A 24,504-nucleotide genomic window follows, 5' to 3' on the forward strand; every position below is an offset into this window, starting at 1 on the left:
CCGCTTTGAGCGTTCGCAGCACCTATGAAGCCGCGCTGAAAGAGCGCGGCTACACAACCGACCCCGCCCAGCAGCGTGCCATCGACGCGCTGGAGCGGTGCGCCACCGAGTGGACCGAGTACAAACAGCGCCGCTCCAACTCGCTCAAAAAGCTCTTCATCAAGCCCGACATTCCGCGCGGTGTGTACATGTTTGGCGGCGTGGGCCGGGGCAAGAGCTTCCTGATGGATTGCTTTTTCAACGCGGTCCCCCTGAAGCGCAAGACGCGGTTGCATTTCCACGAGTTCATGCGCGAGGTGCACCGCGAGTTGCGCGACCTGCAAGGCACGGTGAACCCGCTGGACGAGCTGGGTTTGCGTATTGCCAGGCGCTACAAGCTGATTTGCTTTGACGAGTTCCACGTCGCCGACGTGACCGATGCGATGATCCTGCATCGCCTGCTCGACGCCTTGTTCAAGGCCGGCGTGGGTTTCGTAACGACTTCCAACTTCCACCCCGACGGCCTCTACCCCGACGGTCTGCACCGCGATCGCATCCTGCCTGCCATCGAGCTGCTTAAAGAGCGGCTGGAGGTGTTGAGTGTGGACAACGGTACCGACTACCGTCAGCGCACGCTCAACCACATCCAGCTCTACCACTGCCCGCTGGGGCCGCAGGCCGACGCGGCCATGGAAGCCACCTTCAACGAATTGGCCGAAGCCGGCGACCAGGATCCGGTGATGCAGATCGAGTCGCGCCAGATCAACGCGGTGCGACGTGCTGGCGGAGTGATCTGGTTCGATTTCCGCACGCTGTGTGGCGGGCCGCGGTCTCAAAACGACTACCTGGAAATCGCCACCCAGTTCCACACGGTGATGCTGTCCAATGTGCCGCAGATGCAGGTGCGTCAGGCGTCGGAGGCGCGGCGATTCACCTGGCTGATCGACGTGCTCTACGACCGCCGCGTCAAGCTGGTCATGTCGGCTGCGGTTCAGCCCGAAGAGCTCTACCTGGAAGGGCCCATGTCACACGAGTTCCCTCGCACGGTGTCGCGCTTGGGCGAGATGCAGTCCGAGGAGTTTCTGGCGCTGGAACACCGCTTGGTGGACACCGGGTTGACCTGACCCGTCGAAGCGCTCCGCGGTGGTGCCAAGGCCCTAGCTCAACGGCTCCAGCTTCACGATCACGATCGACAGGTTGTCGCCCGCACCTTTGGCGCGTGTGCGGGCCTTCTGGATCAGGAACTCGCAGGCTTCACGCGGCGACAGCATGGCGATCGTGCTGGCCAGCTCTTCGGGTGTGAAGTAGTGCCACACGCCGTCGCTGCACGCCATAAAGGCTTCACCTGGAATGAGTTGAGGCACCACGTGAAGATCCACTGGCGGATCGTTCTCGGTGCCCAGGCAGCCCATGAGGATGTTGGCGTGCGGGTGATCCAGCGCATCCTGTTCGCTGATCTCACCTTGGTTGACCAGCGTCTGCACGTAAGAGTGGTCCATGGTGCGAAACACCATGCGGCCGTTGCGGAAGTGGTAGATCCGCGAATCACCAGCGTGCACCCAGTGGCTCTCACCGTCCGGATCGATCAGGAAGGCCGCGATGGTGCTGTGCGGTTCCTGTTCGGCTGACACGGCGGTGAGCTTGATCACGAGATGCGACTCTTCGACGATCTGGCGCAACAGCGCCGACGCGTCGTCGGTGTCCGGGTCGTAGCGTTCGAACAGCTGACGCGCCGTGAGCATCACCTGGTCGGACGCCTTGCGCCCTCCGCTGCGCCCACCCATGCCGTCGGCCAGCACGGCCAGGATGCACGTGCTCTGGCGCGGGTGGTTCAGCAGACACACCTGATCCTGCTGGTAGTCGCGATCGCCCCGGTGGATGCCGGTCGATGCCTGGATGCGGTAGCCTTTGGACATATGAATCAATCGTTGTTCGGATGCCATTCGATGCGTGCAATGGTATCCAGTTATGTTCCCGTGGTGCCCCATCTCCCGTGCGTCCTTGCATGCTGCTGGTGTGATTGATCTGGCCCAGCGCGTGGCGGCCGCCTTCGCCGCCGAAGGCGCCCTGTCTGCAGGCCGGCCTGGCCATCGTCCCAGACCTGCGCAGTTGCAGATGGCGCTCGCTGTGGCGCAGGCTTTACAGGCCGGCGAACACCTGGCGGTGGAGGCTGGCACGGGTGTGGGCAAGACGTTTGCCTACCTCGTGCCTGTGTTGCTGAGCGGGCAACGGGCGCTGTTGTCGACGGCCACGCAAGCTTTGCAAGACCAATTGTTCTTCCGGGATATTCCGGCGGTTTCTCGAGCATTGGGCCTGCCGGTGCGCGCGGCCCTGCTCAAGGGGCGCTCAAGTTACCTGTGCCTGCACCGGTTGGAACTGGCCAGAACCGTGGGGTCGCCTTCGCAGCGCGACCCCACCATGGCCGCCGGACTGGAGCAAGTGCAGCGTTGGGCGCGGCTCACCCGCAGCGGCGATGTGGGTGAGCTGGACATGCTGGACGAACGCTCGCCGTTGCGCCCCCTGATCACCTCCACTCGCCACAACTGCCTGGGCGCCAGTTGCCCGCAGGCTGCGCTGTGCCATGTCAATCTCGCGCGCCGCCAGGCACGCGAAGCCGACTGGGTCGTGATCAACCACCATCTGTTTTTTGCCGATCAGGTCATCCGTGAGGCCGAAGCGGTGGACTGGCTGCCCGAGACCGGGGTGGTGGTGCTGGACGAAGCACACCAGCTCAACGACACGGGTATCCAGCTGTTGTCTCAGTCCATCTCGTCGGATCACCTGCGCGATCTCGCGCGCGAGCTGGGCGTGCAAGGCAATGCCTGGGCCCGGGGCCTGCGGCCCTGGGGGCGCCTGGCGCTCAGCCTGGAGCAGGCCTGCCGCACGCTGGGTTCGTTGGTCCGTGGCCCGGGCATCCACGGCCGCAGCCGTTGGACCGAACCCATTCCCGAGGGCCTGGACCCGGCCGCCTGGCTGCCAGCGGTATCCGGCCTCGACCACGCCTTGACGGCTGTGCTGGAGGCTGTGTCGGCCACCGCCCAGAGCGCCGCCGAACTCGCACGACTGCTCAACCGCATCAAGGCGCTGCAGACGACGTGGGGCCTGTTGGCGCCAGGTGGACCGAGCCCGTTGGATGCCGCCAGCGTGCGCTGGATGGAATGGGGCGCTGATCGCTCCTGGCGCATGGTGCGTGCGCCGCTGGACAGCGCCACCCGCTTCAGCCACCTCGTGCCGGGCTCAGGGTCCAGCGCCCGAAGCTGGATCTTCGCATCGGCCACGCTGGGCCACGACGACGCGCTGAGCTGGTTCACCCGCAGCCTGGGCTTGTCGAATCACCTCACGGTGCGCACGCTGCGGGTGGCCAGTCCGTTCGACCATGGGGAGCAGGCCGCGCTCCATGTGCCGGCCGATCTGCCCGAGCCGTCGGACGTGGCACACACGCCCGAACTGGCGGTGCAGGTGGCCCGTTGGGCGAGTCGATTGGGCGGGCGCACTTTGGTGCTGACCACCACACTGCGCGCAGTGGCGCGCATGGCCGAGGCCTTGAACGAACAGGTGTTGCAGGGCCGAAGCGCGCCGATGGTGGTGCTTGCCCAAGGGCAACTGTCTCGGGCAGCGCTGCTGGCGCGGTTTCGGGCGGCTGCGTCATCGCCCCACGGCGCCATTCTGGTGGCGTCGGCTTCGTTCTGGGAAGGGGTGGATCTGCCGGGGGATGGACTTCAACTGCTCGTGATCGACAAGCTGCCCTTCCCATCGCCAGACGATCCCTTGACCATGGCGCGCTCGGAGCGTCTGGAGGCGCAAGGCCTGAAGGCATTCGTTGATGGCTACCTGCCCGAGGCCGCCATGGCACTGAAGCAGGGGGCGGGGCGTTTGATTCGAACCGAGACCGACCGGGGTGTGCTGGTGATCGGCGACCGCAGGCTGCTCACACGCAGTTATGGCCTTCAGTTGTTGTCCTGCCTGCCACCCATGCGCCGTCTGGTGGACGACGCCGACATGAATGCAGCGCTGGACGCACTGGTTCTCACCAGACCTTCCACCACGGATCGTTCGCTGTCTTGAAGCCCTGACTCAGGTACTCGCTTCGCGGGTAGTTGGCCTGCATGACGCGGCGGGCGTCGTCGCGCAGTTGGGTCATGCCCAGGGCGTCGTAGGAGCGCACCATGATGAACAAGGCCTCTTCCAGCGCGGGCGCGTTGGTGTATTCGTTCAGCGCAGTCTGCGCCCGGTTGATGGCCGCGACATGAGCGCCGCGGCTGAGGTAATAACGTGCCACGTGCACTTCGTACTGGGCCAGCGAATTGACGATGTAGGTCATGCGCAAGCGGGCGTCGGGCGTGTAGCGCGAGTCCGGGAAGCGGGTGCTCAGCTCGCGGAATGCCTCGAACGACTCCTTGGCGGCCTTCTGGTCGCGCTCGGACAGGTCCTGCCGCGCAATGGCGCCGAACAGGCCCAGGTTGTCATTGAAGTTGACCAGGCCCTTGAGGTAGAGCGCGTAGTCCATGGCCGGGCTGGCCGGGTGCAGCTTCTGGAACCGCTCGATGGCCGCCAGCGCCTGAGGCGGTTCGCCGGCTTTGTAATGGGTGTAGGCCTTGTCGAGCTGGGCCTGTTGCGCCAGCGGGGTGCCGGCGGCGCGGCCTTCGAGCTTCTCGAGCAAGGTCACGGAGCGCTCGAAGTTGCCTGCCGAGCGTTCGTCGGTGGCTTCGCTGTAGATGCGGTTGGGGCTCCAGTTCGCAGTCTCATCTTTGGGCTTGGTGCTGCCGCAAGCGCTCAGCACCAGCGCAGCGCCCAGCGCACAAGCGGTCAGAGCCGATAATCTGAACGTCAACATAACGAACTCACCTTCACAACGGAACGACGGATTGAAAGCGCAAAGTATATCGACGGGGGGGGAGTCGGACGGTCTGGCAGCAGACACGACCCATGACGCGGCAGCGACCGCCGACGAATGGGTGCTCGAGATCGAAAAACGCCTCTGTGCCGTGCCCGTGGGCATGCATGGCTGGCGAATCGACCGCGCGCTGGCCCAGCTGATCCCTGAGTTCTCTCGCTCCTACCTGCAGCAACTCATGGCCGATGGTGCCGTGGAGCTGCGTGGTGCGGCCCAGACCAAACCGTCGGCGCGCATCGCCGCCGGTGACCAGTTGTATGTGGAACTGCGTCCCACACAGCAGGCCCAGGCCTTCGTGCCCGAAACGATGGCGCTGGACGTGGTGTTTGAAGACGCCGACCTGCTCGTGATTCACAAGCCTGCCGGCCTGGTGGTGCATCCCGCCGCCGGCCACTGGGGCGGCACCCTGCTCAACGGCCTGCTGGCCCACCACGCGGGGGCCGCCAGCCTGCCGCGCGCCGGCATCGTGCACCGGCTCGACAAGGACACCTCGGGTCTGATGCTCGTGGGCAAATCGCGCCTGGCCGTCGAGGCGCTGGTGCGCGCCATCGCCGCACGCGAGGTGAGTCGCCAGTACCTGGCCCTGGCCCATGGCCGCTGGAAGGGCCTTGGTGACCAGCATGTGGACCAACCCATCGGGCGCGACGTGCAAAACCGCCTGCGCATGGCGGTGGTGCGGGTGGAGGGCGGCAGCAGCAAGACCGCGCAGACGACGTTCCGCCTGCTCGATACCTGCGATCAGGCCAGTCTGGTGGCTTGCAAGCTGCACACCGGACGCACCCACCAGATCCGGGTCCACATGGCCTGGCTTGGTCATCCGTTGGTCGGCGATACGCTGTATGGCGGGCGAGCGCTGTGGGGCATGGGCCGGCAGTCGTTGCACGCGGCGCGCCTGGAGCTCAAGCATCCCGTCAGCGGCCAGCCCTTGTTGTTTCGCTCCACGCCACCGGCCGATATGCTCCAGGCGATGGAATCCAGCGGGCTCCATTACAATGCGCAGAGCTGGGACAGCGATCCGGTGGCCTGAAGCCGCACCATCCGACGCGGATGGATGCGCAACTCCCTTCACCCCGACCTTCGCCCCACCGCCCGATTTCACCGCCTGACCGAGAGCCAGCGCCCGGGCTCTGCAGAATCCAGCCGATTCGACCCGACCCAACGGTCGCGCCCGCCTGCTGCATGGCCCGGACACACAGCCCGGATGATGCAGGCACCGTTTGCTTTTCGCACCGTCCCGGCCAACAACCGGTTTTTGACTGACAGACACCATGAACACAACGGATGCCAAGCGTGTCCTCGAGACGGCATTGATCTGCGCGCCCCAGCCGCTGTCGGTGCGCGAGCTCGGCACGCTGTTCGACATGGAAGTGTCGGCCGATACGCTCAAGACTCTGCTGGCCGACCTGCAGCTGGAGTGGACCGGGCGCGGCGTCGAGCTGGTGCAGGTGGCCACGGGCTGGCGTTTCCAGAGCCGGCCCGAACTGCGTCCGTACCTGGACCGACTGCATCCAGAGAAACCCCCGCGCTACAGCCGCGCCGCCATGGAAACCTTGGCGATCATTGCCTACCGCCAGCCCGTGACGCGTGGCGACATGGAAGACATCCGCGGCGTCACCATCAATTCGCTGATCATCAAGCAGCTCGAAGACCGGGGCTGGATCGAAGTCATCGGCCACCGCGAAACCGTCGGTCGCCCGGCCTTGTTTGCGACCACGCGCCAGTTCCTCGACGACCTGGGGCTGGCCTCGCTGGACCAGTTGCCGCCACTGGACGGCAGCGAGGTGCAGGAGTCCGCGCTGGACCGCCTCGATTTCGAATCTCTGGCCAACAGTTTGCAGCCCGGCTCTTCCGAGCCCGACGCACCCGAATCAGATCTGCTTCTGGTGGCCGAACCCCTGGCCACCGATCCCCATTCCCCGCCCTCCGACCCGCAGTTGTTGGAACCGTCCACACAGGAAGACCATGACCCCGGATCAAACCCCCCCAGCCTCGCCTGAGCCCGATCACGCTCCCGAGGCGACTGCGCCCGAGCAAGCCGGCGCGACGAGCCCGGTGCAAGTGGCTCCTGTACCGGAGGTGCTTCGCTTTGACGACGTGGTCAGTGGTGCATTCGATGCCGAGCAGGAGCAGGATCTCCCGCTGCTCCCAGCCAAGCGCGTGCTGGCCCCCCAAGCCGAGTCGCCCAAGCTGCACAAGGTGCTGGCGCAGGCCGGCATGGGCTCGCGGCTGGAAATGGAGCAGTTGATCCTGGAGGGCCGCATCTCGGTCAACGGTGAGCCGGCCCACGTGGGGCAGCGCATCCAGTTTGGCGACGTGATCAAGGTCAATGGCAAGCCGGTGCGCGTGCGCATGACGCCACCACCACCACGCGTGCTGGCGTACCACAAGCCCGCTGGCGAAGTGGTGTCGCACGATGATCCGCAGAACCGGCCCACCGTGTTCCGCCGCCTGCCCAAGCTGATGCAGGGCAAGTGGCAGTCGGTCGGCCGGCTCGATCTGAACACCGAAGGCCTGCTGCTGCTCACCAGCTCCGGTGAACTCGCCAACCGCCTGATGCACCCGCGTTTCGGCCTGCAGCGTGAATACGCGGTGCGTGTGCTCGGCGCGCTGTCGAACGAGGAAAAAGCGCGCCTGCTCGATGGCGTGCGGCTGGACGACGGCATGGCCCAGTTCGCCTCCATCGAAGACGGCGGCGGCGAGGGCGCCAACTGCTGGTACCGCGTAACGATTGGCGAAGGCCGCAACCGCGAGGTGCGCCGCATGTTCGAGGCGGTGGGCCACGCGGTCAGCCGCCTGATCCGCATTCGCTACGGCGCCATGATGCTGCCGCGCGGCCTCAAGCGAGGCGCCTGGATCGAGCTGGACGAGCGCGACATTGCCCGCCTGACCGCCGCCGCCGGCATGCCCGGCGCCGACGAGGAGGGCGCTCGCCCACCCCGGCCGGCCGGCCGCCATCCTGCACAACGTGGAAAGCAGGGTCCCAGGTCCGGCCGAACCCAGGGCAATCCGCCTGGCAGTCGCAACGAAGGCCCAGGCTTCGGTGACCGACGCAGCAGCGGCTACGGCATGGGGGGTGCCCCGGGCGGCCCTGGTGGCAAAGGCCGAGGTGCCAAACCGGGCGCCGGTGCGGGCGGTCGCGGGCCGGGTGGCGCGGCGTCGCAGCCCGATCCCATGAAGACCTCGTTCGGCTATATCGGGCAAGACGCCTTGCAACGACGTCGCGAGCAGGAAGCCGGCCGCGGCAGTGCGCCGGGTGGGGCTCGCCGTCGTGGCGGGGGCGGTGGTCGATCGGGTGGCCGCTGAGCGCGTGCCACCCTCGGCTCGCCGTCACGGCACCGTGACACGACCAATGTAGAATCAGGGGCTTTGCGGGGTGCCCCAAACCCCGGCAGATTCACCCACAAAACCTCAGGATTTCCATGGCCATCGAACGCACCCTCTCCATCATCAAGCCCGACGCCGTTGCCAAGAACGTCATTGGCCAGATCTACGCCCGCTTTGAAGCCGCAGGCCTGAAGGTCGTGGCGGCCCGCATGGCCCACCTGTCGCGCGGCGAAGCCGAGCAGTTTTACGCCGTGCACAAGGCCCGTCCTTTCTTCAAGGATCTGGTCGACTTCATGATCTCCGGCCCGGTGATGATCCAGGCCCTCGAAGGCGAAGGCGCGATTGCCAAGAACCGCGACCTGATGGGCGCCACCGACCCGAAGAAGGCCGATGCCGGCACGATCCGCGCTGACTTCGCCGACAGCATCGACGCCAACGCTGTGCACGGCTCTGACGCCCCCGAAACTGCTGCCGCTGAAATCGCGTTTTTCTTCGCCGGCCTCAACGTCTACTCGCGCTGAGCCAGCGCGCTGACCATGCCATGACGGTCAACCTGCTCGACTTCGATCTTGAGGGTTTGGCCGCCTGGTGCGAGCAACTGGGCGAAAAGCGCTTTCGCGCCGTCCAGCTGTTTCGCTGGATCCATCAAAAAGGGGCGTCGGACTTCACAGAGATGACCGACCTCGCGCGCAGCCTGCGCGAGAAGCTACCCGGCGCCTGCACCATCACCGGCCTGCCCGTGCTCTCGCGCCAGGACTCGGCCGACGGCACCATCAAGTGGCTGTTCGATGTGGGTGGTGGCAACGCGGTCGAGACCGTGTTCATTCCCGAAGAAGACCGTGGCACCCTGTGCATCTCGTCTCAGGCCGGTTGCGCGGTGGGTTGCCGTTTCTGCTCCACCGGCCATCAGGGATTTTCACGCAACCTCACCACCGGCGAGATCCTCGCCCAGCTGTGGCAGGCCGAGTTCTTCCTGCGCAAGCACCTCAAACGCTCCGAGCGCGTGATCACCAACGTGGTCATGATGGGCATGGGTGAGCCCTTGCAGAACTACAACGCGTTGGTGCCGGCGCTGCGCGTGATGCTCGATGACCACGGCTATGGCTTGTCGCGCCGTCGCGTCACCGTGTCCACCTCGGGCGTGGTGCCCATGATGGACCGCTTGGCGCAGGATTGCCCCGTGGCGCTCGCTGTGTCGCTGCACGCGCCGAACGACGCTCTTCGCAGCGATCTGGTCCCGCTCAACCTGAAATACCCCATCGCGGAACTGCTCGATGCCTGCCTGCGTTATCTGCCCGCAGCACCGCGCGACTTCATCACCTTCGAGTACTGCATGCTCGATGGCGTGAACGATCAGCCGCACCATGCCCAGGCCTTGCTCGCGCTGCTCAAAGGCCATGCTGGCCGTGGTGTTCCGTGCAAGATCAACCTCATTCCCTTCAATCCCTTTCCGAGTTCGGGCCTGCTCTGTTCACCACGGCCGGTGGTGCAGCAATTCGCGCGCATTCTCAGCGAGGGTGGTTTGGTGACAACGGTGCGCAAGACGCGTGGCGACGACATCGACGCGGCCTGTGGTCAACTCGCTGGCGACGTACTGGATCGCACCAACGCAGCCAGTCGCCTCGCCAAACGCCGCAGCGCAGCCGAGCAACCCATACGCATCGTCCACAAGGAAAGGCAGGCATGACTTCAGCCACTCGATACCCAGCCCGGTTTTCAGGCGCCACGGTGGGGTTGCTGGCGTTCGTGTTGTGTTGCCTGGCCATCTTGGCGGGTTGCGCTCAGACCGCCGCAGCGCCCAGTGCATCGACCTTGCAGGAACCGATCACCGATTCGGACGAGCCCGAGGTGCGCAAGCGGGCGCGCATCCGCATCGAACTCGCTGCTGGCTACTTCGCCGAGGGTCAGACCACCGTGGCGCTCGATGAAATCAAGCTCGCCCTGCAGGCCGATCCGACCTACGCCCCAGCCTATGCGCTGCGCGGTCTGGTTTACATGCAGCTGAACAACAGCGCGCTGGCCGAAGAGAGCTTCAAGCGCGCCATACAGCTCAACCCACGCGACCCGGATGCGCTGCACAACTATGGCTGGTTCGAGTGCCAGGCCGGGCGGTATGCGCAGTCCACCGACCTGTTTCGGCGTGCTCTGGCCAGTCCGGTGTACGGCGGTCAGGCCAGGTCGTTGTTGGCCATGGGCATCTGCCAGATCCGCGCCGGCCAGCTTGCAGAAGCCGAGGCCAGCCTGGCGCGCTCATACGAACTTGACGCGGGCAACCCGATCGTCGCCTACAACCTCGCGTCGCTGCAGTTTCGCCGAGGCGAGGCCAGCAAGGCGCAGTTCACCATTCGCCGGCTCAACAACACCGATCTGGCGAACGCCGAGACGCTTTGGTTGGGCATCAAGGTGGAACGCCAGCTGCAAAATACCCAGGCCATGACGCAACTCGCCCAACAACTGAGCCGGCGCTACCCGGAGTCTGCCCAGTGGGCGAACTACCAGCGGGGAGCTTTCAATGAGTGAGGCGGTTGCACATCAGGACGGCGTTGTTTCCGAGGCCGTTTTGAGACCCATCCGCTTGAAGGAAGCGCGCGAAGCCGCCGGGCTGCACATTGCCGCGCTCGCCGCTGCCTTGAAGGTGCCGGTCAAGAAACTGGAGGCGCTCGAAGCGGGGCGCTACAACGAGTTGCCCGATCTCACCTTTGCCCGAGCCCTGGCGTCCAGTGCGTGCCGGCAACTCAAGGTCGATCCCGCGCCGATCCTGCAGCAGATTCCGCAAGGCGCATTGCCCAAGCTCGGGCAACCCGGTCACACTCTCAATGCACCGTTCAACGCCGGTCACGATGAGGTGCCCTTTCATCCCTTGAGTTGGCTGTCGCGCCCGGCGCTGCTGGCGGCCATTGCCTTGCTGCTGGGGGCGCTGGTGATCGTCTTTCTGCCGAGGGCCGAAGCCCCGCCTGCTGCGTCGAGCGTCTCCGAGGTTGTCCCCGAGCCGGTGCGTCCCGCAGTGCCTGTGGTCGTCCAGGAGCCAGTGGGTCCCGGTCTGCAGGATGCCGCAGGGGGCGCTGCTCCCACGCCGCTCACAGCCGACCCCGCAGCAGCCCCAGGGGGCACCACGACGGCACCGGCGGAACCCTCGACACCGCCGCCGGAACCTGCGGCGGCCGTCAGCCCTGGTGCGCCGACCCAGGCGGCTTCTGCCCAGGGCAGCGTGCTGAGCATTGCCGCAACCGGTGAGTCCTGGGTCGAGGTGATCAATGGCGCCGGCACGGTGGTGACCAAACGCCTGCTGCAGTCGGGTGACGTCGTCGATTTTTCTGCCGCACCGCCTTACACCGTGGTGCTGGGCAAGGTCGACTCCGCGCGGGTGAGCGTGCGAGGAAAACCGTTTGACACGTCGCCATTTGCGCGCAACAACGTGGCTCGATTCGAGGTGAAATGAGCATGGATACCGTGTCCCCACCTTCTTTGGCATCCAGCAACCAGCCGATCGCCCTGGCTGCGGCCCGCTCGCGCCGCACCCGACAAGGGGTGGTGGCCTGGGGCAATCACCGCGTGACGGTGGGGGGCGATGCGCCGGTGCGCGTGCAGTCCATGACCAACACCGACACCGCAGACGCCGTGGGCACCGCGATTCAGGTGAAGGAGCTCGCGTTGGCCGGCTCCGAGCTGGTGCGCATCACTGTCAACAACGACGAGGCCGCCAAGGCCGTGCCCTACATCCGTGAGCAGCTGGACCGCATGGGCATCGATGTGCCCCTGATCGGCGACTTTCATTACAACGGCCACCGCCTGCTCACCGACCACCCGGCCTGCGCCGAAGCGCTCTCCAAGTACCGCATCAACCCCGGCAACGTGGGCCGTGGCGACAAGGGTGACCGCCAGTTCGCTCAAATGGTGGAGATGGCCGCGCGCCACGACAAGGCTGTGCGCATCGGCGTGAACTGGGGCAGCCTGGATCAGGACCTGCTTGCGCGCCTGATGGACGAAAACGCCAGCCGAGCCCAGCCGTGGGAAGCGCGCCAGGTGATGTACGAGGCGCTGATCACGTCTGCGCTCGACTCGGCCAGGCGCGCCGAGGAAATAGGACTCAACGGCAACAACATTTTCCTGTCGTGCAAGGTGAGTGCCGTGCAGGATTTGATCGCGGTCTACCAGGCACTGGCGCAGCGCTGCGACTACGCGCTGCACCTGGGCCTGACCGAAGCCGGCATGGGTACCAAGGGTGCGGTGGCCTCTGCCGCTGCGCTCTCGGTGCTCCTGCAGCAAGGCATCGGTGACACCATCCGGATCTCGCTCACGCCGCAGCCGGGTGAGTCCCGCACGCAAGAGGTGGTGATTGCGCTGGAGATCCTGCAGGCGCTGGGCATGCGTGCCTTTGTGCCTTCGGTGACCGCGTGTCCCGGCTGCGGCCGCACCACCAGCACCACCTTTCAGGAATTGGCCAAGCAGATCGACGACTACCTGCGCAGCTCCATGCCGGTCTGGCGCGTCCGATACCCCGGCGTGGAAAACCTCAAGGTGGCCGTCATGGGCTGCATCGTCAACGGGCCCGGCGAGAGCAAGCACGCCGACATCGGCATCAGCCTGCCCGGCACCGGCGAGGCGCCGGCTGCGCCGGTGTTCATCGACGGACAAAAAGCACTGACCTTGCGCGGCGACGACATCGTGCGCGAGTTTCAGGTCATCGTGGACAACTACATCGAGAAGAAGTTCGGCGTTACCGCTTGAGGCTGGGTCCACACCCGGCTTCCGCTGACCGCACAGGCTTCCAGCACATGGCAGAAAAACTCAACGCCGTCAAAGGCATGAACGACATCGCCCCTCCCGCGTCAGCGCACTGGGAGTGGCTTGAAGACACCTTGCGCCGCCTGATGCGCCGCTACGGTTACCGCAACCTGCGCACGCCCATCGTGGAGCCCACAGCGCTCTTCGTGCGTGGCCTGGGCGAGGTTACCGACATCGTCGAGAAGGAGATGTATTCCTTCGAGGACCGGCTCAACGGTGAGCAGCTCACCCTGCGCCCGGAGAACACCGCCGGCGTGGTGCGCGCCGCGCTGGAGCACTCACTGCTGTACGACGGTGGCAAGCGCCTGTACTACATGGGCCCGATGTTCCGCCACGAGCGGCCGCAGCGTGGGCGCTACCGGCAGTTTCATCAGTTCGGCGCCGAGGCCCTTGGCTTTGCGGGGCCGGACGTGGACGCAGAGCTCATCGTGCTGGCCTGCGATCTCTGGGCCGAGCTGGGCCTGACCGGCATCGAGCTCGAAATCAACAGCCTGGGACAGCCACCCGAGCGACTGGCGCACCGCCAAGCCCTCATCGCTTACCTGGAGGCCCACGCTGACCAATTGGACGAAGAGGCAAAACGCCGCCTGCACAGCAACCCATTGCGCATCCTGGACACCAAGAACCCCGCGATGCAGGCGCTCGTGAATGCCGCGCCACGCTTGATGGACCATTTGGGTGCCGAGTCGCTCGACCACTTCAACCGCCTGCGCGGCCTGCTCGATGCGCACGGCATTGCCTACCGCATCAACCCGCGCCTGGTGCGTGGCATGGACTACTACAACCTTTCGGTGTTCGAGTTCGTCACCACACAGCTCGGATCACAAGGCACCGTGTGCGCCGGTGGCCGCTACGACGGCCTGTTCGAGCAGATCGGTGGCAAGGCTGCGCCCGCCGTGGGCTGGGCCCTGGGCATGGAGCGAATCCTGGAGTTGCTGAAAGAGCAGGGCAGGCTGCCCGAGCAGCCTGTACCCGATGCCTATGCGGTGGTGCCCGATGCGGCCCATGTGCCGCAGGTCATGCCGGTGTTGCGCGCGCTGCGCCGCCAGGGAGTGAACGTGCAGATGCATGCCGGTGGCGCCGACGGCATGGGGAGCATGAAGTCGCAATTCAAGAAGGCCGATGCCAGCGGCGCGCGCTTCGCGCTGATCTTTGGCGAACAAGAGTTGCAGCAAGGCAGCGTGGCCTTGAAACCGCTGCGCGGGCCTCGGCCCGACGGCGATTCAACACACCCGGAACTCGCGCAAAGGCTGCTGTCACTCAACGCCGTGTCCGATTGGGCGGCCAGTCTGCGCGGCGCCTGAATCCCCTCTTATTTCCTCCTCGCGGCCGAGGCAGTGATGCCCGAGCCGCCCGCCTACAATCGAACGTTGCGCCTTCAGCGCGCGAATCCGAACTGAATTTGCAACATGGCCAAACACCTCGACCTTGAAGAGCAGGAACAGCTCGACCAGATCAAACACTTCTGGAACCAATACGGCAACCTCATCAGCTGGGTGTTGATCGTGGTCTTCGGAGCTTTTGCTGCCTGGAACGGCTGGAACTATTGGCAGCGCACCCAGGCCGCCAAGGCCGCCGCCCTGTATGACGAAGTGGACCGTGCTGCCGTCGCCAAGGATGCTGATCGCATGCAACGTGCTTTGGCCGACATGCAGGCCCAGTTCGCCAGCACCACGTTTGCCAGCCAGGCGGCGCTGCAAGCCGGCAAGACGCTGTTCGATGCGGGCAAATTGCCCGAGGCGCGCGCAGCATTGGCCTGGGCCGCTGAAAAATCGTCCGACGACTCCTACAAGGCGGTGGCCCGCTTGCGGCTCGCCGCGCTGGACATCGAAGCCCAAGCCTATGACCAGGCCCTCAGGATGCTGGAAGCACCCGTTCCCAAGTCGTTCGAACCACTCGTGGCCGATCGCCGTGGTGACGTGTTGATGGCGCAGGGCAAGGCCGACGAAGCCAAGGTGCAGTACCAGACCGCATGGCGCGGCCTGAGCAGCCGCACCGAATACCGCCGCCTGGTGGAAGTAAAGCTTGCTTCGCTGGGCGTGGATGTGGCCAGCTTGACTCCAACAACCGAGGTGGTCCGTTGAACCCATTTCTGATTTCATGGCAGCGCAGCCTGCCCAGCGTTTGCATGGGCGCGCTGGTCGTCGCGGCCCTGACGGCCTGCTCCTCCGGCACCAAGAAGCCTCAGCCCACCGAGCTGCCGCCCGTGGCTGCGTTGATGGGCACCCGCGCGGCGTGGACAGCCCAAGTGGGCGCCGGCACAGAGTCGACCACGCCGATCGTGGCGTCGGGCCGCGTGTTTGTGGCGAGCACCTCCGGCACGGTGGCTGCGCTGGACGGCACCACCGGCCAGGACATCTGGCGCCTGAACGTGGGTGCGCCGATTGCTGCCGGCGTCGGCTCGGATGGTCAGACGGCCGCAGTGGTCACCCAGTCCAACCAGCTGGTGGCGCTCGCCAACGGTCGTGAGGTTTGGCGTGTGCGCCTGCCCGCGCGTGCATTCACGGCGCCGCTGGTGACCGGTGCACGCGTGTTCGTGCTCACGGCCGACCGCACCGTCACCGCGTTTGATGCCCAGAACGGCGCACGCCTGTGGGCCCAGTCCCGCACCAGCGAACCCCTGGTGCTGAGCCAGAGCGGCGCACTGCTGGCTGTGGGCGACACGCTCGTTGCAGGCCTTTCAGGTCGGCTCGTGGGTTTCAATCCTGCGAACGGTTCCGTGCGTTGGGAAGCGCCGGTGGCCACGTCGCGAGGCACCAACGAGGTGGAGCGGCTGGTGGACATCGTCGGGCCGGTGAGCAGGATCGGCGACAGCGTTTGCGCGCGCGCCTACTCAGCGGCCGTGGGCTGTGTCGATGCCAGCCGTGGCACCGTGGTGTGGTCACGCGCAGCGCAGGGCACCACCGGTGTTCATGGCGACGACCGCCTCTTATTTGGCGCCGACAGCGAAGGCCGATTCCAGGCTTGGCAGCGCAGCTCCGGTGAGCCTGCATGGGACATCCAGCGCCTCAAATACCGCGGCTTGAGTGCTCCACTGGCGCTGGGTCGCGTGATCGCCGTGGGCGACAACACTGGCCTGGTGCATCTGATCTCGCGCGAAGACGGCAGTGAAATGACCCGCCTGAGCACCGACGGCTCTCCGATCCTTGCCGCGCCTGTGCTCTCGGGTGACGCGCTCGTGGTGCAGACGCGCAACGGTGGCGTTTATGCCTGGCGCCCCCAATGACGGTTGAGCCGAACCGCCTCCTGAACGAAAGCAGCCTTCCTTGAAACCCGTCATCGCCCTGGTGGGCCGCCCCAATGTGGGCAAGTCCACTCTGTTCAACCGCTTGACGAGTTCTCGCGATGCCATCGTGGCCGACTTCGCCGGCCTCACCCGCGATCGCCATTACGGCAACGGCCGACTCGGCGCCCGTGAGTACATCGTCATTGACACCGGCGGCTTTGAACCCGATGCCACCGAAGGCATCTACAAGGAGATGGCCAAGCAGACCCGCCAAGCCGTGGCTGAGTCCGACGTGGTGCTGTTCGTGGTTGACGCCCGTGCCGGCATCAGCGCACAAGACCACGAGATTGCCAGCTATTTGCGCCGCCTCGGCAAGCCCTGTGTGCTGGTGGCCAACAAGGCCGAAGGCATGACCCAAGGCCTGCAGCTCGTCGAGTTCTTTGAACTTGGTCTGGGGGAAGTGCTGCCAGTCTCGGGTGCACACGGTCAGGGCGTGCGCTCCATGGTCGAATTGGCGCTGGAGCGCATTCCCGGCCTGCCTCCGGAAGACGAGGAAGACGAGCCAGCGCCGGCCGGCGTGATTCGGCTGGCGGTTGCGGGCCGACCCAATGTCGGCAAATCGACCTTGATCAACGCCTGGCTGGGTGAAGAGCGTCTGGTCGCATTTGATCTGCCCGGCACCACACGCGACGCCATCTCCGTGCCGTTTGAGCGCAATGGCCAAAAATTCGAACTGATCGACACGGCCGGCATTCGCCGCAAGGGACGCGTATTTGAAGCCATCGAGAAGTTTTCGGTGGTGAAAACGTTGCAGGCCATCGAAAACGCCCACGTGGTGTTGTTGCTGCTTGATGCCACACAAGGTGTGACCGATCAGGATGCCCACATTGCGGGCTACATTCTGGAGAGTGGACGCGCCGTGGTGTTGGCCATCAACAAGTGGGATGCGGTGGATGCGTACCAGCGCGAGCAAATCGAGCGGCAAATCGAGACTCGACTGGCCTTCCTGAAGTTCGCCTCGATGCACATGATCTCGGCACAGAAACGCCAGGGGCTGGCGCCGGTCTGGAAATCGATCATTCAGGCCCAGGCTTCGGCCATGCGCAAGATGTCCACCCCCGTCCTCACCCGTTTGCTGGCCGAAGCAGTGCAGTTTCAGGCACCAACCCGTGGTGGAATGTTTCGCCCCAAGATGCGCTATGCGCACCAAGGTGGCATGAACCCGCCGGTGATCGTGATCCATGGCAATTCGCTGGAGCACGTGCCCGACTCGTACAAACGTTTTCTGGAAGGACGCTTTCGCAAGGCGTTCGATCTTGTGGGAACGCCTTTGCGGATTGAGTTCAAGACCTCGACCAATCCCTTCAAGGAATAGGATTTTCCCCGCAGGCTTGAGCCGTACAAACCCTGTGGTATGGTTGATCTCTTACCAACTTTCTTCTGAACACGGAGCATATCGTGAGCAATAACAAAGGCCAACTCTTGCAAGACCCATTCCTGAACCAGCTGCGCCGGGAACACGTTCCAGTGTCGATTTATCTGGTTAACGGCATCAAGTTGCAAGGGCAGATCGAGTCATTTGACCAGTACGTGGTCCTTCTGCGCAACACCGTTACCCAGATGGTCTACAAGCACGCCATCTCCACCATCGTTCCGGGTCGTCCGGTGCAGTTCACCGCAGCGTCTGCGGATGAGCCTGCCGCGCCTTGAACGCGTGGCTTTTGAACGCCGGGTCGTCCCTGCCGTGCGACCCGGTTCACAGCGCTGGCTGCGCTGTCGCTGAACCGATTTGAAATCTCCCGACACCCTCGCTACGCCCACGCCATCGGTCATTCTGGTGGGGGTGGATTTCGGCACGCCTCATTTTGATGCTCCTCTTGAGGAGCTGGGCCTGTTGGCCCAGACCGCAGGTTACATCGTGGCTGATCGTGTTACGTGCAAGAGGCGCGCCCCCGACCCGGCCTTGTTTGTCGGTTCCGGCAAGGCCGATGAAATCAAAATGTTGGCACAGACGAAAGGCGCTTCCGAGGTGCTGTTTGACCAATCTCTCAGCCCGGCGCAGCAGCGCAACCTTGAGCGTCATCTCGGCATGCCCGTCAATGACCGGACCTTGCTGATCCTGGAGATTTTTGCCCAGCGCGCGCGCAGCCATGAGGGCAAGTTGCAGGTTGAGTTGGCGAGATTGCAATACCTGTCGACCCGCCTGGTTCGGCGCTGGTCCCATCTGGAACGACAAAGTGGTGGCATCGGCATGCGCGGCGGTCCCGGTGAGACACAGATCGAGCTCGACCGCCGCATGATCGGAGACTCGATCAAGCGGACCAAAGAGCGTCTCGAGAAAGTGAAAAAGCAGCGGGCCACCCAGCGCCGCCAGCGCGAGCGCCGTGACACCTTCTCGATCTCGCTGGTGGGCTACACCAACGCAGGCAAGTCTTCCCTGTTCAACGGCTTGGTCAAGGCGCGTGCCTATGCTGCCGATCAATTGTTCGCCACGCTGGACACCACCACCCGCCAGCTTTATCTGGGCGAGGCTGGTCGGTCGGTGTCCCTGTCGGACACGGTGGGGTTCATTCGCGACCTGCCGCACGGCCTGGTTGATGCTTTCGCGGCCACTCTGCAAGAGGCGGCTGATGCCGACCTGCTGCTGCACATCGTGGATGCCTCCAACCCCTCTCATCTGGAACAGATCGCTTCCGTGATGGGAGTGCTCAAGGACATCGGTGCTGACCAGGTCCCTCAGATTCTGGTTTTCAACAAGCTGGATGCGATGGACGAAGCCCACATTCCGCGTCTCCTGAGTGATCAAATGGAACTGGACGGTCACACGGTGTCTCGAATCTACGTAAGTGCGAAAACAGGTGAGGGGTTGCCGGCCTTGCGGGCGCTTCTGGCGGCACAGGTCAACGCCCTCAAAGACGGGCAAGGCCCCATGACCCCCGGGGCGTTCCCTGAAATGGAAAGTCCGGTGTCCTGATTGGGCACAATGTGATGGTTTTTGAATCGACAAAAAGTTGGCAACACATGGATGTGAATCTGCAAAACCCCGCCCGCGCTGTCCAGCCAGGCTCAAGCTCCAACCCTCGACGGATCGTGAGCAAGCTGCTGGGCATGTTCAACTTGAACGATCCGCGCTGGGGCCGGGGTGATGATGCATCCCGCAACGAGGGATCGAAAGACGGGCAGGAGCCTGAGCGCAATGACGACAACCGTTCGCCGCAGCGTCCTCAGCGGGGTCAGGGACCCAACCAGGGGCCTCCGGATCTCGACGAGCTGTGGCGCGACTTCAACCGCAAGCTTGGTGGTCTGTTGGGCAAAAAGGGTGGTGGTCAGGGCGGCGGAAACGGATCCGGGGGCGGTGGCATGCCCAACTTCAACCCCAGCCCCATGACCACGGGCATCGGTGCAGGCCTGATCGTCGGCGTGGCAGCGCTGATCTGGCTGGGCACGGGCTTCTTCATCGTGCAGGAAGGTCAGCAAGCCGTCATCACGCAGTTCGGCAAATACAACAGCACCGTGGGTGCCGGTTTCAACTGGCGCCTTCCGTACCCGGTCCAACGCCACGAGACGGTGTTCGTGACCCAGATTCGCTCGGTCGACGTGGGCCGTGACAACCTCGTGCCGGCCACTGGCCTGCGTGAATCAGCCATGTTGACGGAAGACGAGAACATCGTTGAGATCAAGTTCGCTGTTCAGTACCGGCTCAACGACGCGCGGGCTTTCCTGTTCGAGAGCCGCGACCCGGACGCCTCGGTGGTCAAGGCTGCGGAAACGGCTGTGCGTGAGGTTGTCGGCAAGATGAAGATGGACGCCGCGCTGGCCGAGGAGCGCGATCAAATTGCGCCGCGTGTTCGCGCACTGATGCAGACCATCCTGGACCGCTACAAGGTGGGCATCGAGGTTGTCGGCATCAACCTGCAACAGGGTGGTGTGCGCCCGCCCGAGCAGGTTCAGGCGTCCTTTGATGATGTGCTGAAGGCTGGCCAGGAACGTGAGCGCGCCAAAAACGAAGCCGAGGCTTACGCCAACGACGTGGTGCCCCGCGCTCGCGGTGCTGCATCGCGCCTGACCGAAGAAGCTGAAGGCTACCGTGCACGTATCGTCGCCCAGGCTGACGGTGATTCGCAGCGCTTTCGTTCGGTGCTGACCGAGTACCAGAAGGCTCCGCAGGTCACCCGAGAGCGCATGTACACCGATGCCATGCAGGAGATCTACAGCAACGTCACCAAAGTGCTCGTGGACTCCAAAGCGGGCAACAACCTGTTGTACCTGCCGCTGGACAAGATCATGCAGATGACGGCCCAGTCGCCAGCGGCTGCACCCGCCGCACCTGCTGTGCCGCCACCCGCCACGGGCACCGCTTCGACACCGGCCAGCCGCAACATCGACAATGCGGCCCGCTCGCGCGACCGCGAAGGCCGTTGAACGCAGCACACGAGACCAAAGAGCAACGCACATGAACAAATTGGGTTTCATCCTCACCAGCCTCGTCGTGGCGCTGGCCATCGCCAGTTCCATGCTGTTCGTGGTTGACCAGCGCCAGTTCGGCGTGGTCTTCCAGTTGGGCCAGATCAAGCAGGTCGTGACCGAGCCAGGTCTGAACTTCAAATTGCCCCCGCCGTTTCAAAACGTCTCCTACATCGACAAGCGCCTGCTGACGCTGGAGAGTACCGACACCGAGCCGACGCTCACCGCCGAAAAGCAGCGCGTGGTGATCGACTGGTACGTTCGCTGGCGCATTGCCGAGCCACAGGAATACATCCGCAACGTCGGTATCACCGAGCGCGCGGGTGCCTTGCAGCTCAACCGTGTGGTGCGCAACTCGTTCCAGCAGGAGGTGAACAAGCGCACTGTCAATGAGTTGCTGTCGACACGACGCGAGCAGTTGATGGCCGATGTGAAGCGCGAAGTGCTCGCGGCCGTGCGCAGCGCTGACAAGCCTTGGGGCATGGATGTGGTGGATGTGCGCATCACCCGCGTTGACTACGCGGAGAGCATCACGGCGTCGGTCTACCAGCGCATGGAAGCCGAGCGCAAACGGGTAGCCAACGAACTGCGATCGACCGGCTTTGCTGAAGGTGAAAAGATCCGCGCCGATGCCGACCGCCAGCGGGAAGTGATCGTCTCCGAAGCCTACCGCGATGCCCAGTTGATCAAAGGCGAGGGCGACGCGAAGGCAGCCGCTTCGTTCTCCGACGCATTCGGCCGCGACCCGGCATTTGCCCAGTTCTACCGCAGCCTGGAGGCGTACAAGGCGAGCTTCGCCAGCAAGTCCGACGTGGTGGTGGTCGATCCGTCTTCCGACTTCTTCAAGTCATTGCGCAGCAGCAACGTGGCGCCCAACCGGTGATCCACGCTGCGCCTGAGCTCACCACTGGGCAGCGCTGAACGCGCGGCCAAATTGGCGTGGACCTGATCTGGGCCGCACTGGCTCTCGTGCTCGTGTTCGAGGGCATCTTGCCTTTGGTGGCGCCACGTCTGTGGCGGCGGGTTTTCTCTGAAATGCTGGGCCTGCGCGATGGGCAGCTTCGCTTCTTTGGTGTGATCTGCGTGGCCAGCGGCGCTCTGATGGTCTGGCTGCTCAGCTGAATTCCCCCGGTGGCCAGGTGCTTGTCGTGCCCGTGTCCACCTGCTGATGCGACAAGCCCGCGGATACCCTGCCGCACCCCGGTAAAATCACGCTTTTAACAGCTCCTGAAAATGCCCATGTCTGCCTGGGTCCTCCCGGATCACATTGCCGATGTCCTGCCTTCCGAGGCCCGTCACATCGAAGAATTGCGCAGGAGCTTGCTCGACACCGCCCGTGGCTATGGCTACGAGTTGGTCATGCCTCCGCTGTTGGAGCACCTTGAGTCCCTGCTCACGGGCACGGGTGAAGCGCTCGACCTGCAAACTTTCAAACTCGTTGACCAGCTCTCCGGCCGCACGCTGGGCCTGCGCGCTGACAGCACGCCGCAGGTCGCACGCATCGATGCGCACCTGCTCAACCGCCAGGGGGTGGCTCGTCTGAGTTACTGCGGGCCGGTGGTGCACACGCGTATCGATCGTCCGCTGGCCAGCCGCGAGCCGCTGCAGTTCGGGGCCGAGATCTATGGCCACGCCGGCCTTGAGGCTGATCTGGAGGTGATCGAACTCGCGCAGGCCTGTCTGCGGGGCGCTGGCGTGAAGGGCTTGCAGCTCGACATGGCCGATGTGCGCGTGATCGACGCGGTGCTGGCGCCAGTGGTACTCACGCCCTCCCAGGAGGCGCGCATTCATGCGGCGCTCAACGCCAAGGATGTGTCCGAACTCAGCTCCCTGGCGCGCGACCTGCCGGCCACCGTGCGGCGCGATCTGTGTGCGTTGCCGCGCCTGTTCGGTGGGCTGGCCGTGCTGGATGAAGCGCGCCAGACCTTGCAGCCCTCGTCGGCGTTGCATGCCGCGCTCGACAACCTGCGCTGGCTCGCCTCCCATGCGCAGGACATGGCGGTGTCGATCGATCTGGCCGACCTGCGTGGCTATGCCTACTACACCGGCATGCGCTTTGCCCTGTTTGCGCAGGCGTGGCAGGGCAGTGCAGGCCAGTCGCTGGAACTGGCCCGGGGTGGTCGCTACGACGAAGTGGGCGCCGTGTTCGGTCGCAATCGCCCGGCCGTTGGCTTCAGCCTGGACCTGAAGGAGCTCGTGGTTGCGGTGGCGCCACGACCTCTGGTCGCTGCGATCCGTGCGCCCTGGGGCATGGACGCCAGCTTGCGCGACGCCGTGGCCAGCCTGCGATCGCAGGGCCACACGGTGGTGTGCGTCTTGCCCGGCCACGAACACGAAGTCGACGAATTTCATTGCGACCGCGAACTGGTGCCCGATGCGGCGCAGGCGGGCGCATGGACAGTAAAGAACATTCAAACGGAAATCAGCCAATGAAGAACAGCAACAGCGCCGTGACACCCGGTCGCAACGTGGTGGTGGTGGGGACCCAGTGGGGCGACGAGGGCAAGGGCAAGCTGGTCGACTGGCTGACCGAGACCGCCACCGGAGTGGTGCGTTTCCAGGGCGGTCACAACGCCGGCCATACGCTGGTCATCAATGGCGTGAAGACCGCGCTGCACCTGATCCCCAGCGGCATCATGCGGGCTGGTGTCAGGTGCTACATCGGCAACGGCGTGGTGCTCTCGGTAGGCAAGCTGTTCGAGGAGATTGCAGGCTTGGAGAAGGCCGGCGTGGAAGTGCGCTCGCGCCTGCGTGTGAGCGAAGGCTGCCCGCTGATCCTGCCGTTCCACGCTGCGATCGACATTGCTCGCGAAGCCGCCAAGGTCAAGGCTGGCAACGAGAAGATCGGTACCACTGGCCGTGGCATCGGCCCAGCCTACGAGGACAAGATCGCGCGCCGCGCCTTGCGCGTGCAGGACCTGAAGTACCCCGAGCGTTTCGCCGCCAAGCTGCGCGAACTGCTCGACCTGCACAACCACCTGCTCACCAGCTATCTGCACTCGGCCGACATGGTCTGGGACGAGAAGATCGCGGCGTATATGAAGGACGGTGCGATCCAGTTCGAGCCGGTTTATGCCGAGGCCATGCAGCAGGCCGAACTGCTCAAGCCCATGATTGCGGATACCTCGCGCGAGCTCAACGAAGCCCATCAGGCTGGCGCCAACCTGCTGTTCGAAGGCGCGCAGGGCACGCTGCTCGACATCGACCACGGCACCTACCCCTTCGTGACTTCCAGCAACTGCGTGGCCGGCAACGCCGCCGCCGGCTCTGGCGTGGGGCCTGGCCTGCTGCACTATGTGCTGGGCATCACCAAGGCCTACTGCACCCGCGTGGGCGGTGGCCCGTTCCCGACCGAGCTGGAATGGGAGAAGGAAGGCACGCCGGGCTGGCACATGGCCACCGTAGGCGCCGAGAAGGGCGTGACCACCGGACGCAGCCGCCGCTGCGGCTGGTTCGACGCCGCACTGCTCAAGCGCTCGGCCCAGGTCAACGGACTCACTGGCCTGTGCATCACCAAGCTCGACGTGCTGGATGGCCTGAAAGAGCTCAAGCTGTGCACCGGCTACCGGCTCGACGGTGAAGTGATCGACATCCTGCCCATGAGCGCCGAGGACATCGCGCGCTGCGAACCGATCTACGAAACCCTGCCGGGATGGAGCGATTCGTCGGTGGGCGTCACGCAGTACGACAAGCTGCCCGTGAACGCACGTCGCTACCTGGAGCGCATTGCGCAGACCACGGGTGTGCCGATCCATGTGGTGTCGACCAGCCCCGATCGCGACCACACCATCCTGATCCACCACCCGTACCACGGCTGAGCGGCCCATGCATG

23 protein-coding genes are annotated in these 24,504 nt (G+C 64.7%); 21 read left to right on the forward strand and 2 right to left on the reverse strand.

The genetic code is table 11. The features are described 5' to 3' along the window. Positions 1-5 precede the first annotated feature (5 nt). The gene (zapE, locus tag F9Z44_RS09950; RefSeq protein ID WP_159605720.1) at positions 6-1,103 is read left to right on the forward strand and encodes a cell division protein ZapE; all 1,098 of its coding nucleotides are present in this window, start codon (positions 6-8) and stop codon (positions 1,101-1,103) included. Between the two features lie 33 nt (positions 1,104-1,136). Here the strand turns inward: zapE and F9Z44_RS09955 are convergent, their stop codons facing one another. Further along, positions 1,137-1,895: a PP2C family protein-serine/threonine phosphatase gene (locus F9Z44_RS09955; RefSeq protein ID WP_159605722.1), complete on the reverse strand. Its 759-nt coding sequence runs from the start codon at positions 1,893-1,895 to the stop codon at positions 1,137-1,139. Positions 1,896-1,995: 100 nt separating this feature from the next. Between F9Z44_RS09955 and F9Z44_RS09960 the strand changes: the two genes are divergently transcribed. Beyond that, positions 1,996-4,044: an ATP-dependent DNA helicase gene (locus F9Z44_RS09960; RefSeq protein ID WP_236574315.1), complete on the forward strand. Its 2,049-nt coding sequence runs from the start codon at positions 1,996-1,998 to the stop codon at positions 4,042-4,044. Here the strand turns inward: F9Z44_RS09960 and F9Z44_RS09965 are convergent. Beyond that, positions 4,007-4,813 carry an outer membrane protein assembly factor BamD gene (locus tag F9Z44_RS09965; protein ID WP_159605724.1) on the reverse strand — a complete coding sequence of 269 codons (807 nt, stop codon included), beginning with the start codon at positions 4,811-4,813 and terminating at the stop codon, positions 4,007-4,009. The two genes, F9Z44_RS09960 and F9Z44_RS09965, sit on opposite strands and share 38 nt — an antisense overlap. A 121-nt stretch (positions 4,814-4,934) precedes the next feature. On the opposite strand from F9Z44_RS09965, the gene F9Z44_RS09970 reads away from it, so the two are divergent. From F9Z44_RS09970 to F9Z44_RS10060, 19 genes are all read left to right on the forward strand, one after another. After that, entirely contained in the window at positions 4,935-5,900 is a 966-nt protein-coding gene (locus F9Z44_RS09970) for an RluA family pseudouridine synthase (protein ID WP_442907275.1), read from the forward strand. A 241-nt stretch (positions 5,901-6,141) separates the two neighbouring features. Beyond that, entirely contained in the window at positions 6,142-6,870 is a 729-nt protein-coding gene (gene scpB, locus F9Z44_RS09975; RefSeq protein ID WP_159605726.1) for an SMC-Scp complex subunit ScpB, read from the forward strand. Beyond that, entirely contained in the window at positions 6,836-8,176 is a 1,341-nt protein-coding gene (locus F9Z44_RS09980) for a pseudouridine synthase (protein WP_159605728.1), read from the forward strand. Before scpB ends, F9Z44_RS09980 begins: the two co-directional genes overlap by 35 nt. Before the next feature lie 116 nt (positions 8,177-8,292). After that, the gene (gene ndk, locus F9Z44_RS09985) at positions 8,293-8,718 is read left to right on the forward strand and encodes a nucleoside-diphosphate kinase (protein WP_159605731.1); all 426 of its coding nucleotides are present in this window, start codon (positions 8,293-8,295) and stop codon (positions 8,716-8,718) included. A 20-nt stretch (positions 8,719-8,738) separates the two neighbouring features. Then, positions 8,739-9,884, forward strand: a complete 1,146-nt coding sequence (gene rlmN, locus F9Z44_RS09990) for a 23S rRNA (adenine(2503)-C(2))-methyltransferase RlmN (protein WP_159605733.1) — start codon at positions 8,739-8,741, stop codon at positions 9,882-9,884. After that, positions 9,881-10,717 carry a type IV pilus biogenesis/stability protein PilW gene (gene pilW / locus F9Z44_RS09995; protein ID WP_159605735.1) on the forward strand — a complete coding sequence of 279 codons (837 nt, stop codon included), beginning with the start codon at positions 9,881-9,883 and terminating at the stop codon, positions 10,715-10,717. Before rlmN ends, pilW begins: the two co-directional genes overlap by 4 nt. A gap of 40 nt (positions 10,718-10,757) precedes the next feature. Beyond that, positions 10,758-11,636 carry a RodZ domain-containing protein gene (locus tag F9Z44_RS10000; RefSeq protein ID WP_159605737.1) on the forward strand — a complete coding sequence of 293 codons (879 nt, stop codon included), beginning with the start codon at positions 10,758-10,760 and terminating at the stop codon, positions 11,634-11,636. Between the two features lie 2 nt (positions 11,637-11,638). After that, entirely contained in the window at positions 11,639-12,925 is a 1,287-nt protein-coding gene (ispG, locus tag F9Z44_RS10005) for a flavodoxin-dependent (E)-4-hydroxy-3-methylbut-2-enyl-diphosphate synthase (RefSeq protein ID WP_159605739.1), read from the forward strand. 47 nt (positions 12,926-12,972) lie between these two features. After that, positions 12,973-14,286 carry a histidine--tRNA ligase gene (hisS, locus tag F9Z44_RS10010; protein ID WP_159605741.1) on the forward strand — a complete coding sequence of 438 codons (1,314 nt, stop codon included), beginning with the start codon at positions 12,973-12,975 and terminating at the stop codon, positions 14,284-14,286. Between the two features lie 105 nt (positions 14,287-14,391). Continuing rightward, entirely contained in the window at positions 14,392-15,066 is a 675-nt protein-coding gene (locus tag F9Z44_RS10015) for a YfgM family protein (RefSeq protein WP_159605743.1), read from the forward strand. A 44-nt stretch (positions 15,067-15,110) separates the two neighbouring features. Further along, the gene (bamB, locus tag F9Z44_RS10020; RefSeq protein WP_159608664.1) at positions 15,111-16,208 is read left to right on the forward strand and encodes an outer membrane protein assembly factor BamB; all 1,098 of its coding nucleotides are present in this window, start codon (positions 15,111-15,113) and stop codon (positions 16,206-16,208) included. Positions 16,209-16,248: 40 nt separating this feature from the next. After that, positions 16,249-17,583 (forward strand): ribosome biogenesis GTPase Der, encoded by a 1,335-nt coding sequence (gene der / locus F9Z44_RS10025; protein WP_159605745.1) that lies wholly within the window; start codon positions 16,249-16,251, stop codon positions 17,581-17,583. Between the two features lie 65 nt (positions 17,584-17,648). After that, the gene (hfq, locus tag F9Z44_RS10030) at positions 17,649-17,918 is read left to right on the forward strand and encodes an RNA chaperone Hfq (protein WP_159608665.1); all 270 of its coding nucleotides are present in this window, start codon (positions 17,649-17,651) and stop codon (positions 17,916-17,918) included. A 127-nt stretch (positions 17,919-18,045) separates the two neighbouring features. Then, the gene (hflX, locus tag F9Z44_RS10035) at positions 18,046-19,182 is read left to right on the forward strand and encodes a GTPase HflX (RefSeq protein WP_159608666.1); all 1,137 of its coding nucleotides are present in this window, start codon (positions 18,046-18,048) and stop codon (positions 19,180-19,182) included. A 47-nt stretch (positions 19,183-19,229) separates the two neighbouring features. Beyond that, on the forward strand, positions 19,230-20,630 hold the full coding sequence (gene hflK / locus F9Z44_RS10040; RefSeq protein WP_159605747.1) for an FtsH protease activity modulator HflK: 1,401 nt from the start codon (positions 19,230-19,232) through the stop codon (positions 20,628-20,630). Between the two features lie 31 nt (positions 20,631-20,661). Next, entirely contained in the window at positions 20,662-21,555 is an 894-nt protein-coding gene (gene hflC / locus F9Z44_RS10045; protein WP_159605749.1) for a protease modulator HflC, read from the forward strand. A 56-nt stretch (positions 21,556-21,611) separates the two neighbouring features. Further along, on the forward strand, positions 21,612-21,794 hold the full coding sequence (locus F9Z44_RS10050; protein WP_442907276.1) for a DUF2065 domain-containing protein: 183 nt from the start codon (positions 21,612-21,614) through the stop codon (positions 21,792-21,794). A gap of 117 nt (positions 21,795-21,911) precedes the next feature. Then, positions 21,912-23,105, forward strand: coding sequence for an ATP phosphoribosyltransferase regulatory subunit (locus tag F9Z44_RS10055; protein WP_159605751.1), 1,194 nt, complete (start codon positions 21,912-21,914; stop codon positions 23,103-23,105). Continuing rightward, the gene (locus F9Z44_RS10060) at positions 23,102-24,490 is read left to right on the forward strand and encodes an adenylosuccinate synthase (protein WP_159605753.1); all 1,389 of its coding nucleotides are present in this window, start codon (positions 23,102-23,104) and stop codon (positions 24,488-24,490) included. Before F9Z44_RS10055 ends, F9Z44_RS10060 begins: the two co-directional genes overlap by 4 nt. Positions 24,491-24,504: the final 14 nt, after the last annotated feature.

This window comes from Hydrogenophaga sp. PBL-H3 (genome assembly GCF_010104355.1).
Classification (GTDB): Bacteria; Pseudomonadota; Gammaproteobacteria; order Burkholderiales; family Burkholderiaceae_C; genus Hydrogenophaga.

Bases quoted from the DNA above. Each gene is read 5' to 3' on its own strand.
- F9Z44_RS10060 (WP_159605753.1), top strand. From the start codon at position 23,102: ATGAAGAACAGCAACAGCGCCGTGACACCCGGTCGCAACGTGGTGGTG.
- hisS (WP_159605741.1), top strand. From the start codon at position 12,973: ATGGCAGAAAAACTCAACGCCGTCAAAGGCATGAACGACATCGCCCCT.
- bamB (WP_159608664.1), top strand. From the start codon at position 15,111: ATGGGCGCGCTGGTCGTCGCGGCCCTGACGGCCTGCTCCTCCGGCACC.
- F9Z44_RS10055 (WP_159605751.1), top strand. From the start codon at position 21,912: ATGTCTGCCTGGGTCCTCCCGGATCACATTGCCGATGTCCTGCCTTCC.
- pilW (WP_159605735.1), top strand. From the start codon at position 9,881: ATGACTTCAGCCACTCGATACCCAGCCCGGTTTTCAGGCGCCACGGTG.
- rlmN (WP_159605733.1), top strand. From the start codon at position 8,739: ATGACGGTCAACCTGCTCGACTTCGATCTTGAGGGTTTGGCCGCCTGG.
- ndk (WP_159605731.1), top strand. From the start codon at position 8,293: ATGGCCATCGAACGCACCCTCTCCATCATCAAGCCCGACGCCGTTGCC.
- scpB (WP_159605726.1), top strand. From the start codon at position 6,142: ATGAACACAACGGATGCCAAGCGTGTCCTCGAGACGGCATTGATCTGC.
- hflC (WP_159605749.1), top strand. From the start codon at position 20,662: ATGAACAAATTGGGTTTCATCCTCACCAGCCTCGTCGTGGCGCTGGCC.
- F9Z44_RS10015 (WP_159605743.1), top strand. From the start codon at position 14,392: ATGGCCAAACACCTCGACCTTGAAGAGCAGGAACAGCTCGACCAGATC.
- F9Z44_RS09955 (WP_159605722.1), bottom strand. From the start codon at position 1,895: ATGTCCAAAGGCTACCGCATCCAGGCATCGACCGGCATCCACCGGGGC.
- hflK (WP_159605747.1), top strand. From the start codon at position 19,230: ATGGATGTGAATCTGCAAAACCCCGCCCGCGCTGTCCAGCCAGGCTCA.
- ispG (WP_159605739.1), top strand. From the start codon at position 11,639: ATGGATACCGTGTCCCCACCTTCTTTGGCATCCAGCAACCAGCCGATC.
- F9Z44_RS09980 (WP_159605728.1), top strand. From the start codon at position 6,836: ATGACCCCGGATCAAACCCCCCCAGCCTCGCCTGAGCCCGATCACGCT.
- F9Z44_RS09965 (WP_159605724.1), bottom strand. From the start codon at position 4,813: ATGTTGACGTTCAGATTATCGGCTCTGACCGCTTGTGCGCTGGGCGCT.